This is a genomic window from Bacteroides cellulosilyticus DSM 14838, from assembly GCF_000158035.1.
Taxonomy (GTDB): domain Bacteria; phylum Bacteroidota; class Bacteroidia; order Bacteroidales; family Bacteroidaceae; genus Bacteroides; species Bacteroides cellulosilyticus.
Genome location: NZ_EQ973495.1, coordinates 111,892 through 123,014, shown reverse-complemented (window position 1 = coordinate 123,014; position 11,123 = coordinate 111,892). Strand labels below are relative to the sequence as shown.

At 43.2% G+C, this 11,123-nt stretch carries 9 protein-coding genes; 3 read left to right on the top strand and 6 right to left on the bottom strand.

Translation table 11 applies throughout. The annotated features are described in order from the left end of the window. The first annotated feature begins 3 nt into the window (after nt 1-3). Nucleotides 4-864 carry a histidinol-phosphatase gene (locus BACCELL_RS22830; protein WP_044154378.1) on the top strand — a complete coding sequence of 287 codons (861 nt, stop codon included), beginning with the start codon at nt 4-6 and terminating at the stop codon, nt 862-864. A 23-nt stretch (nt 865-887) separates the two neighbouring features. Here the strand turns inward: BACCELL_RS22830 and BACCELL_RS22825 are convergent, their stop codons facing one another. The 5 genes from BACCELL_RS22825 to BACCELL_RS22805 all read right to left on the bottom strand — a co-directional run bounded on the left by BACCELL_RS22825 (nt 888) and on the right by BACCELL_RS22805 (nt 7,598). Next, the gene (locus tag BACCELL_RS22825; RefSeq protein WP_007214478.1) at nt 888-1,364 is read right to left on the bottom strand and encodes a thioredoxin family protein; all 477 of its coding nucleotides are present in this window, start codon (nt 1,362-1,364) and stop codon (nt 888-890) included. Between the two features lie 12 nt (nt 1,365-1,376). Further along, nucleotides 1,377-1,673, bottom strand: coding sequence for a thioredoxin (gene trxA, locus BACCELL_RS22820; RefSeq protein WP_007214477.1), 297 nt, complete (start codon nt 1,671-1,673; stop codon nt 1,377-1,379). Between the two features lie 366 nt (nt 1,674-2,039). Then, on the bottom strand, nt 2,040-4,202 hold the full coding sequence (locus BACCELL_RS22815; RefSeq protein WP_007214476.1) for a S46 family peptidase: 2,163 nt from the start codon (nt 4,200-4,202) through the stop codon (nt 2,040-2,042). Further along, nucleotides 4,199-6,358 carry a S46 family peptidase gene (locus tag BACCELL_RS22810; protein WP_007214475.1) on the bottom strand — a complete coding sequence of 720 codons (2,160 nt, stop codon included), beginning with the start codon at nt 6,356-6,358 and terminating at the stop codon, nt 4,199-4,201. The genes BACCELL_RS22815 and BACCELL_RS22810 overlap by 4 nt, the downstream gene beginning before the upstream one ends. 19 nt (nt 6,359-6,377) lie before the next feature. Beyond that, nucleotides 6,378-7,598, bottom strand: a complete 1,221-nt coding sequence (locus BACCELL_RS22805; RefSeq protein ID WP_007214474.1) for an anaerobic sulfatase-maturation protein — start codon at nt 7,596-7,598, stop codon at nt 6,378-6,380. A gap of 212 nt (nt 7,599-7,810) precedes the next feature. Between BACCELL_RS22805 and BACCELL_RS22800 the strand changes: the two genes are divergently transcribed. Then, nucleotides 7,811-8,554: a DUF4369 domain-containing protein gene (locus tag BACCELL_RS22800; protein WP_007214473.1), complete on the top strand. Its 744-nt coding sequence runs from the start codon at nt 7,811-7,813 to the stop codon at nt 8,552-8,554. A gap of 94 nt (nt 8,555-8,648) precedes the next feature. Here BACCELL_RS22800 and BACCELL_RS22795 read toward each other — a convergent pair whose 3' ends face one another. After that, entirely contained in the window at nt 8,649-9,401 is a 753-nt protein-coding gene (locus BACCELL_RS22795; protein ID WP_007214472.1) for a lysophospholipid acyltransferase family protein, read from the bottom strand. 525 nt (nt 9,402-9,926) lie between these two features. Here BACCELL_RS22795 and BACCELL_RS22790 point away from each other — a divergent pair. Next, nucleotides 9,927-11,123: DUF4221 family protein (locus BACCELL_RS22790; protein ID WP_169309610.1), on the top strand; the 1,197-nt coding region annotated here is incomplete at its 3' end.

Sequence of the window (11,123 nt, the reverse complement as noted above, 5' to 3'; positions counted from 1 at the left end):
ATTATGAGCAACAGAACTGGAAATTTAACGAACTATCATAGTCATAGCTTATATTGCGACGGACGTGCTAATATGGAAGACTTTATCCGCTTTGCCCTGAGTGAAGGATTTACTTCTTATGGATTTTCTTCCCATGCCCCTCTGCCGTTTTCTACAGCGTGGACTATGGAGTGGGACGCTATGGATGACTATTTGGCCGAATTCCATCGTCTGAAGGCTAAGTATGCCGGACAAATAGAACTCTATATCGGTCTGGAGATTGACTATCTGAATGAAGAGAGCAATCCGTCTGTTGTCCGTTTCCGCGAATTACCGTTGGATTACCGTATCGGTTCTGTGCACTTGCTTTATGATGATAAGGGAGAAATAGTGGATGTGGATGTGACGGCTGATAAATTCCGCAGACTTGTGGATAAACATTTCAATGGTGACCTGGTGAGAGTGGTGCATCTTTATTATGACCGTTTGATGCGTATGGTGGAACTGGGCGGTTTTGATATTGTCGGTCATGCTGACAAAATGCACTATAACGCATCTGCTTATCATCCCGGCTTACTGGATGAGCCTTGGTATGATGCTTTGATTCAGGAATATTTTGATGCTATTGCCCGAAAAGGATATATCGTAGAGATTAATACAAAATCTTATCTGGAATTGGGTACTTTCTATCCTAATGAACGCTACTTCCCTGTATTGCTTGAAAAGGGAATCCGTGTACAGGTTAATAGTGATTCCCACTACCCGGAGCGTATAAACAACGGACGCCTGCAAGCTTTGATGGCCCTGCAAGCGTCCGGTTATCACACTGTCACGGAGATGTACAATAATGAGTGGAAAGATATGCCACTCCTCATTCATACATAACTCCAGTGACTTTTTCTTATATATTATTTCTTCTTTAACAAGAAATCTTCAATTGCCTTTTGGTAAGTGGCTTTATCAGCTGCACCACGGAAAAGCTGAGGTTCTCCTTCCATCGGAATGAATACAAAGAGAGGAATACTGCTTGCATTGAATAATGCGGCAAGTTCACGTTCTTTGTCCACATTCACTTTGTAGATCACGATCTTTCCGGCGTATTCTTTTGCCAGATCTTTCATGATGGGCGCTGTCATGCGGCAGGGACCACACCAGTCGGCATATAAATCAATGATGGCGGGTTTGTCACCCTTATATTTCCAGTCCTGGGATTTCTCGTAATCGAATACATCTTTAATAAACATATCCTTGTTCATTACGATTACTTCTCCGCTCTTGGCTTCTTTTTGTTCCGGTTCATTGGGTTGTGCTTTTGCTCCATCCTTGCAGGCGAATGTCAGTACGCTGGCAAAAATCAGAATGGCAAAGGTTAGTACTTTCTTCATAATGTTTGTTCTTTATGAATTTTGTTCAATGACGCCTTTCAACTCACTGCCCTTAATAACTCCGGAATGACGCCAAACGGCTTCACCTTTCTTGAATACGATAAAAGTGGGTACCGCTTGTATACGATACTTAGCAGCCAGTTCCTCATGTTGGTCTACATCGATTTTCACGATGCGGGCACCATCACCGATTTGTCCTTTCAGCTCTTCCAATACGGGATGCATTGCCTTACATGGGCCACACCAAGTTGCAAAAAAGTCTACTAAAACAGGTTTTTCTGATTGTATAAGTTCTTCAAATTTCTCCATAATCTTTTCCTTTCTGTTATTAATTCATTTTTTTTATAAATACAATATTAGTGTTGTTGTCTGTATAGTGAAACAGTTTGTGGTGTCTTTTGTTCACGATCTATTGCTTTTCATACTATTTAAATGGCATATTTGGGTATTTTTTAGAATACTTTCAATTTTGTAAACAATTTTCCTATCGGAAAATTTAATCAAATGATTCTGATTTCTTTCCTGGGTGCTCTGTGGGTAACTGTTGTACTATGGTTGAATGAAAACATTTCGCCCCTGCAAACATTGTGATTGACTTTAGTTATTCACTTTATTTGCAGGGGCGAATTATGGTTCACTTGAATATCCGAGTGATATTTTTATACTTCCTTTTATTTATTCCGCAATAGTCAGTTCCTTGATAATATGTGAGGCACCGGCATACTTCTCTATGATAAATAAAGTGTAGCGAATGTCTACGCAGGCTGCACGCTGTGAAGAGGGGCGGAAGGCTATATCTCCTGTAAGTCCTTCATAATTGCGATCGAAACCTGTACCGATGAGCTCACCTTTGGCATTGAATACCGGACTGCCGGAGTTACCGCCGGTGTTGTCTGTATTCACAATGAAGCAGATAGGCATTTCACCATTCGGCATGGCATAGCGTCCGAAGTCCTTGGACTGATACAGTTGTTTTAATTTGGCAGGAATCACAAACTCCCAATTGTCGGGATCTTCCTTTTCCATGGCACCTTTGAGGGTGGTATAGTAACCATATTCCACTCCGTCAGCCGGTTCATAAGGCAACACCTTTCCATAGGTGAGGCGCAGGGTGGAGTTGGCATCCGGATAAATGGGAGTACCTGCACTCCGTTTCATGTCCATCATACCTTTTACCCATACTTTGTGTGCGGCATTGTAATTCTTGTTGGCGTCTGCCATAGCAATGGCGGTCTGCAACAGTCCGTCTGTGATGGAATGTTTGAACAGTACCATCCAGTCAAATCCCAACTTATACGAGCCCGGTTTTCGGATGAACTTTTCAAAGTTTTCCTTCTTGCCGAAGATAGAGTGGTCGAAACAAGCATCGACAAAGGCATCACTGTTACCTTTGAAACGTTTGTCAATGACCTCAAAGATGCTGATGCGTTGTTCCGCCGGGATATATTGTATATAAGTCTGCAACATTTTCTTGGCAACTGTACGTTCCACATCAGGGAAAGGTACGGAAGCAAAGTACTTGTCAGCGGCAATCTTTAAGCTATCAGCGGCAGCCTTTATCTGTGCCTTGTCCTTACTTTTCAGGGCAGCCAGCATGGCAGAAGTGTTGGGGATGCGCATAAAGTCCAGGCCTGTCACCAATGCTTCCTGAATGGCCTGCTGATGATAGAGGGCAGGGCGGCGATGCTCAACGATACTGCGTATTTGATCGAATGCTTTCTGGTAAGAATCATCACCCTGTTCACGTCCGCGAGCCAAGAGTTGTTCCTGCTGGGCACGTTTCGTGTCGAGTACTTTCAGGCGGATAAGTCCTTCGTTCATACCAATGGCATTTTTCCAATAATTGGCAGAAGAGGCATACTTACTGGCATAATGGATACGTACAGCAGGATCTTTCTGCATTTGTTCCATCAATGCTTCCTGGCGAACACCACGTACATGATGGCGCATGAAATTAGTGGTTTGCATACGTTCTTCCACTTCGTCGGAAATCATATAGCGCCAGTTGCGTCCGGGAAATCCCATGACGAAAGTGAAGTCACCTTCTTTGTATCCGGCAAGGCTGATGGTAAGATGTTTCTTCACTTTCAGGGGAACGTTATCCTTGGAGTATTCCACCGGATTTCCGTCCTTGTCGGCATATATGCGGAACAAAGAGAAGTCACCTGTATGTCGTGGCCACATCCAGTTATCGGTATCCGCACCGAATTTACCGATAGAAGAGGGAGGTGCACCCACCATACGGATGTCACTGTAAGTGGTTTTAACAAACAGGTAGTAGCGGTTACCACCATAGAAAGCTTTCAGTTCAAGCTTGCGTCCCGGTGTCAGGGCAATGCCTTGTTCGGAAGAGAAGCGCTCGGCTACTTCCTTCAGGTATTTGGGTGACAGATAGTTTGTACCGTTTGGGTCCGGATCTATCTTCAACTGTTCGTTGACGTAGTCTGTTACATCCAGGATTTCATCAATGTAAGTAATGGTAAGTCCTTTACAGGGAAGCTCTTCTTCGCGGTTCATTGCCCAGAATCCATCTGTCAGATAGTCATGCTCCACTGTACTGTGCTGTTGGATAGAACCATAGCCACAATGATGGTTAGTCAGTATCAATCCTTCGGCAGAGATCACTTCACCTGTGCAACCGCCACCGAAGTGAACCACTGCATCTTTCAGGGCGATGCCGTCAGGATTATAAATCTGGTTCACCGGGATTAGTAATCCCAGTTCCGTCATAGCGACTTCGTTCTGCTTTTGCAGATCGGTCAGCATCCACATGCCTTCGTCAGCGTGTGCGGCGAAGGCAAGTGATGTTATGAATAGGGATAAGATTGTTTTTCTCATTCTACAATTTTCATTTCTTTAATCAAATGTTCGCATCCTCCCAGTTTTTCAAGGATGAACAGTACATAGCGGATGTCCAGATTGATACAACGTTGCAGGTTATTATCAAAATTGATGTCACCGCTAAGAGACTCCCAGTTACCATCGAAAGCAGTACCGATTAATTCACCGTTTGCATTCAGCACGGGGCTACCGGAGTTACCACCGGTGATGTCGTTTGTGCTGAGGAAGCAAACCGGCATATCACCGTTTGGCAGAGCATAACGTCCGAAGTCTTTTTTCAGTATCAGCTCCTTCAGTTTGGCAGGAACTACGAATTCACGGTCCTCGGGATTTTCTTTTTCCAGAATACCGTCCGTAGTAGTATAGTACTTGTAATGTACGGCATCACGCGGATTGTATGATTTCACGTTACCATACGTCAGTCGAATGGTAAAGTTAGCGTCCGGATAAGAAGGAACGGGTTCTTTCATTTCGCCCAGTCCGCGGATATATGCTTTGTGCAGTAATGCCAGTTCTTTGGAAGTACTGTTCAGTTCTTGTGCCAGTGACCTCAGTTTTTCAATCTTGGCGCGTGAATATTGAGTTGCCAGATCCTTTTCGATAGCTTTTACTGTAGGTTTCTTGATGAACTTGTCAAAGTTGGCCTGGTTTGCCAGGATGGAATTGTCATACATGGCATCAATATAAGCATTATAGTCGCCTTTAAACTCTTTTTCAATATCCTGATAGAAAGCCGGGCGTTGTTCTGCCAGAATAATTTCGGCATATACCGGGAAGATAGCTTTGGCTACTTTGCGGTCTACTTCATGATCGTAGTCTTTATTATGGATGTCAGCAAAGACCTCTTTCAACTGTTCGAGAGACTTATTGATGAGAGAGTCGTTCTTTTCTTCCAATCCCTTTTTCAGGTTATCCATAACCATGTACGGGCTACCGAATTCAATGGCGCCACTGAATGCTTCCATCAGGTAGTAATACTGACCGGTTACTGGCATTGTCTGGTTTACAATGGCATCTATTTTTTCTACTACACCTTCGTACTCCGGTTTACCTTTAGCGAATTCTGCGAATTTCTTCTCCTGTTCTGCCTTTGTACCCAGTACATCATTATCAATGATCGCTTTATTCATACCGATGGAGTTCTTCCAGTAATTGCTGCTGCCGGCATACTTGTTGGCATATTGAATACGAGTTTTGTCGCTGGCAGCCATCACTTCTTTCAATACGGCGAGGCGTGCGCCACGTATAGTGATACGCGGTTGGTTCTGTGCTTCCATACGTTCCTTTACTTCCGATACGGTGAGGTAACGGCTTGTGCTTCCGGGGAAACCCATGATCATGGCGTAATCACCTTCTTCCAGCCCCTTGATAGAGATAGGCAGATATTTGGGAGTCTTCAAAGGTACATTTGATGCTGCATATTCTGCGGGATCACCGTTAGCATCGGCATAGATACGGAACATGGAGAAGTCACCCGTGTGGCGGGGCCACATCCAGTTATCCGTCTCCCCACCAAATTTGCCTACGGAAGAAGGAGGTGCGGCTACCATACGTACGTCTGTGTACACTTTCTTATAGAACAAATAGAATTTATTTCCGGCATAGAACGGCAAAGCTTGTACTTCAATGCCTTTTTTACCTTTCAGATCGCTCTTCTCAAACAATTCTTTAGCCAGTTTATTGAGGAACGGGCGGGTGAGTGCATTTACTTCAGTTACTTCACCGGCAGCGATCTTTTGGTTCACGATGTCCGTAATGTCTTCGATACGGTCAACGAACTGGAATTTCAATCCCGGAGTAGGCAATTCCTCACCACGGTTTTTTGCCCAGAAACCATCGGTCAGATAGTCATGTTCCACGCTGCTATGTTGCTGGATAGAAGCGTATCCGCAATGATGGTTTGTCAGAATCAGCCCTTCCGGTGAGATGATTTCACCTGTACAACCACCGCCAAAGATACCTACCGCATCTTTCAGTGATACTCCATTCGGATTATACAAATCATCCGCTTCCAGTTTCAAACCTTGTTTTTTCATCAACTCAATGGAGTTCTGCTGTTTCATCAGTTGCAGTAACCACATTCCTTCGTCGGCACGTGCTGTAGAGCCGAACGCCAGCGCTGCAAGCGCTACTAAGTAGGTTCTAATTTTCATTGTTATCTGTTTATACAATTTATTGTTTTATGAAATTCATTACATTGGCAGGCGGACGTTGGTTCATCAGTTCATTCTTCATGAAGTCCATGTATGGCGCTACATGACTGAAAAAACGATGATATCCCTTGCACAGATAATTCAGTCCCGGTTCGCCACTTGCCGTTCGTGCGAAGCGGTTTTTAGGACATTCGCCATTGCAGGCAAACAGCCATTCACACTCCCGGCATTGGGTGGGCAATGATTGCTGCTTCATTTGTCCGAAAGCCTGCTGCTTATCACTGTACATCATTTCCACCAGCGTCTTCTGGTAAATGTTGCCCAACTTATATTCGGGGAATACAAAATGGTCGCAGGAGTATACGTCTCCGTTGAACTCCATCACTCCCGCATGTCCGCAGGTCTTTGCCATGGAGCAAACGCCCGGTTGTTCGCCTATCCAGTTGGCTAGGGTAGAGTCGAACAATTGAATGTAATAGGTACCTACATCCTTTTTCACCCATTCGTCAAAGAGAGTGCAGAGGAAATTGCCCCATTGCTCAGGGCTGATGGAGAAATCCGCCAGTTCGGCCACCTCTTCACGATCGGCCAGTGAGGCCAGATGACGTCCGTCCTGATGTCCGAATACGCGCTCTACGATGGGGGCGAACTGTATGTAGTGACAACCTATTTCTTTGAAGAAGTTGTAGAATTCCAGAGGATAATCGGCATTGTAGTCGTTCACTACTGCCATGCCGTTCCATTCCACACCATGCTTTTTCAGTAGATTGATGCCTTGCATTACTTTTACGAAAGAAGGCTTACCTTGCTTATTCTTGCGATATTCGTCGTGAAATTCTTGTGGCCCGTCGATAGAGACACCTACCAGCCAGTTGTTTTCACGGAAGAATTCGCACCATTCATCCGTCAGCATGGTTCCGTTGGTCTGTATACTATTGTCTATGGTGCGTCCGCGGGCATATTTTTTTTGCAGTTCCATGGCCTTTTTGTAGAAGGACAACGGGCGCATCAAAGTTTCCCCACCGTGCCAGGTGAACATTACCTGCGGCATGGTTTGCGAATTTATGTATTCTTCAATAAACTTTTCCAGCAACTCCTCACTCATTACGTGCTTGGGGTTGTTTTGGTATAGCTTGCTCTTTTCCAGGTAGTAACAGTAATCGCATGCAAGGTTGCATACGGCGCCTACCGGTTTCAGCATAACATAAAGAGGCTTGGCAAAAGGAGCATAAGTTGACATAGGAGATTAACTTGTTTCAGTTACAGGGTTTACATTTTGTTAGTTATCACTGCAAAAATAAGTAAACTAAATGAAATATCCTTTCTTTTCTCCCTCCTTATAAGGATTATTAATGGAAAAAAGAGAGCAAAAATTAAATATTGATAAAAAGTTTCTTTACAGCCCGAATAGGTTGTACCTTTGTATCGTGTTTCATAAAAATCGTTTCCTGCATGATTAGAATGAATGTGAACCGTATTTTGCCCTTAATGCTTTTGCTCGTGCTTTTTGCTTCGTGCAGTCGCAAGTATAAAGTGGAGGGTGTGTCATCGGTGACCAGCCTCGATGGTAAGATGTTATACCTGAAAACGCTCCGCGACGGGCAGTGGATAGCAATTGATTCCGCCGAAGTGGTACACGGTTTGTTCTCTACGAGTGGTCCGTCGGACTCTGTAATGATGGTGACGCTCTACATGAATGATGAGGCTATCATGCCTCTTGTACTTGAGAACGGTAAGATTGAAGTCTCCATATCCAACTCTCAACTCACCGCTAAAGGTACGCCGCTAAACAATGCTTTGTATGAATTCATCGAAAAGCGTAATTCGCTTGAGTTGAAGATTGAAGAACTGGAAAAGAAAGAGGCACGTATGGTGCTGGATGGCGCCGCATTGGATGACATCCACGAACAACTGACTCAGGAGGGAGAATCCTTGGTAAAAGAAATGAATGACTATATCAAGGAGTTCATTTCCACCAATTATGAGAATGTCCTTGGTCCCAGCGTATTCATGATGATGTGCAGTACACTGCCTTATCCCATCATGACACCGCAAATAGAGGATATCATTCGTACAGCCCCTCAAACTTTCAAGAGTAGTCCTTTGGTGAGGGAATTTCTCGATAAAGCTAAAGAGAATATGAAATTGATAGAGGAACATCGGCGTATGGAGGAGAGCGGAAAAATTAATAATTAGAAATTAAAAATTAAAGGCATGTTATCATGCTGTTTCACAAACTCATCTTTTGGATTGCAACGTTTTAATTTCTAATTTTCAATTTTTAATTTTATTATTGGTCCTCGTTTTTCACCATTCCCTTGTATTCTTCCGGTAAAGCACTTTCTACGGCGGCGTAGGCTTCGGCCATCGTCGCCTTGATGTTTTCTATACCTTGTCCTTTGGGCGGGATCGGATCGTGAATAGTCAGTATCATGCGATATGGGTGTATCCATTTTCCCGTGCGGGGCAGAATTTTGAATGATCCGTCGATAGTGACCGGCACCACTTCCAGCTGCAATTCATCTGCCAACTGGAATGCACCTTTCTTAAAATATCCCATGTGTCCGGTAAAAGTACGGGCACCTTCCGGGAACACTACCAATGATACACCGTCTTTTAGCGAAGCCTTTGCCTGGCGAATGGTTTCCAATACTTTCTTGGGACCTGAACGATCTACAAATATGTGTCCTGCACTTTCGCAGGCTTTCCCTACGAAAGGTAATTTCCGCAGGCTCTTCTTCATCATCCACTTGAAGTTACGCCCCAGAAATCCGTAAATGAGGAAGATATCGAATGCTCCCTGGTGGTTGGGTACGAATACGTACGATGTATGTTTATGTATTTTCTCCCGGCCGCGCACCTTTACAGGAATCAGCAGGAAAACACAAATCAATTGTGACCATATTTTTCCGGGATAATAGCCCCAGATATGTGCACCGCCTATCAGAGAGCCGACGATAGTCACCAAAGCCGTGAGAATAGTCAATACCAACAGAATTGGTAAAGCAAAACATATTTGGTAAATATAATAAAGTATCTTCATAGGTGTTGGATTTTTGTTTCCGCAAAGATATATAATTTGATTTAGATATGCTACCCGGTTATCGTACTTTTAGATTATTCGGTAATTCGGCTTTTGCCAGGGCTACACCCTTTGTCCCGGATGGTGTAGCCATTTGCACTAAAGGGTGTAGCCATCCGAGGCAAAGGGTGTAGCCATTTTTTATATCCCCCACAAGAGGTTTCTGGAGGGGTAATAGGGAGATGTCGGTGAAATATTCTCCGTTTTTTCGGAATATCGGAAAACGAAAAAAAGAACAATAATTCTTCCTTCGTACCTTCCTTGTATCTTCTTCGTACCCTCTTCGTACCAAGTTCGCTATTTTGTTCTCTCTATAGGAGCGAAGGAGATGCGAATAGGGTGGATGGGAGAAGAGAAATGGAACAAAGCGGTATGATATGGAGAAAGGTCTTTTGAATAAAACTTGGAAAATTATATGAAAATTACAATTTAGTGTATACATAGTTCTTATATTTGCCCAGGCAAAACATCTAATATATAATGTATATGAAAAATGAAACAACGAAGTTTTCTGTATCGAGAGCAATCTTGGTTATTAGTAATCGTATAAAGCATTGGGCATTAATCATATTTCCACTTTGTTTCTTCTTTATTTCTTGTAATGGGAGCAAGAAACAATCTGCGGGACAAGAGGTTAATGAAGTGAAGTTGCAGACGGAAGATATTCTGTTCCCCGTTTCGGAAGTTTTGAATTTGAAGTCTTATTATCTGTCTTCTTATTTTCATAATGACTCTCTGAGTTTGATTTATGGATACAATTATAAATCCCATGCTTTGGATTGTATGGATTTGAAGCGTCATCAGATATCGCAAATATTGCTTTCAAGTCAGGGGAAATCAGCTGTAATGCGTTCTGTAGCTGGGCTTTTTATACAAACTCCGGACTCTATCTGGATTTATGATGATACGCAACGGATACTCCTGATAAATGGTGATGGGAAACTTTTGAAAACAGTAGATTTACGTCCGGAACTGAAAGACAATGAACAAATTCTGATAAACACTAATCATGCAATATCTACAGCGCGACTGTTTTATGACGGAGGACGTCATTCATTGCTTTATGGAATAAAGGATTTCTCTACATCGCCGGTTACTTTTAAAGTTCGGGAAACTTTTCTGAACAGTATGACTCCGTCTGTCGACTATCTATTGCAGCCATCGGTGGCTGTTACGAATGTGAGTGGCAGAGATTATGGCAATATGAGTGATTTGAATATAACCTTTACAGCGGAAAAGGTTCTTTATAACTATCCGGTCGAGTCTCATGTATATGTTATGGATCGTAAGAGTGGAGAGCAAAAAGTTTTTGAAGCAGATAGTCGTTTTACGAAAAATGTAGCGGAAAAATGCGAATCGGGTAACTACGAGCAATGGGAACGGCATAATATTGAGAATCCTCATTTCTATGATCTTATGTATCTTCCGCAAACGGGAATGTATGCCCGTTTACATCTTGGAGGAATAGAATTTGATGCTATGAGAGATATACTGAATTTGATGGATGATCGTGATCTTTATCTGACGTTTTTTGATAAAGACTTTGTGGTTGTGGGAGAGGCTAAGTTACCGTCTCATCGATATAACTATTTCACGGGATGGATGGAAACCAATGACGGAGTTGCCCTTTTTGTTGATAATTCGCTGGATGAGAATGAGAAAACAGAGGAATTGGTACTGGAT

Excerpts from the sequence above, each read along its gene's own strand:
- BACCELL_RS22805 (WP_007214474.1), bottom strand. The coding sequence starts at position 7,598 with ATGTCAACTTATGCTCCTTTTGCCAAGCCTCTTTATGTTATGCTGAAA.
- BACCELL_RS22830 (WP_044154378.1), top strand. The coding sequence starts at position 4 with ATGAGCAACAGAACTGGAAATTTAACGAACTATCATAGTCATAGCTTA.
- BACCELL_RS22825 (WP_007214478.1), bottom strand. The coding sequence starts at position 1,364 with ATGAAGAAAGTACTAACCTTTGCCATTCTGATTTTTGCCAGCGTACTG.
- trxA (WP_007214477.1), bottom strand. The coding sequence starts at position 1,673 with ATGGAGAAATTTGAAGAACTTATACAATCAGAAAAACCTGTTTTAGTA.
- BACCELL_RS22800 (WP_007214473.1), top strand. The coding sequence starts at position 7,811 with ATGATTAGAATGAATGTGAACCGTATTTTGCCCTTAATGCTTTTGCTC.
- BACCELL_RS22815 (WP_007214476.1), bottom strand. The coding sequence starts at position 4,202 with ATGAGAAAAACAATCTTATCCCTATTCATAACATCACTTGCCTTCGCC.
- BACCELL_RS22795 (WP_007214472.1), bottom strand. The coding sequence starts at position 9,401 with ATGAAGATACTTTATTATATTTACCAAATATGTTTTGCTTTACCAATT.
- BACCELL_RS22810 (WP_007214475.1), bottom strand. The coding sequence starts at position 6,358 with ATGAAAATTAGAACCTACTTAGTAGCGCTTGCAGCGCTGGCGTTCGGC.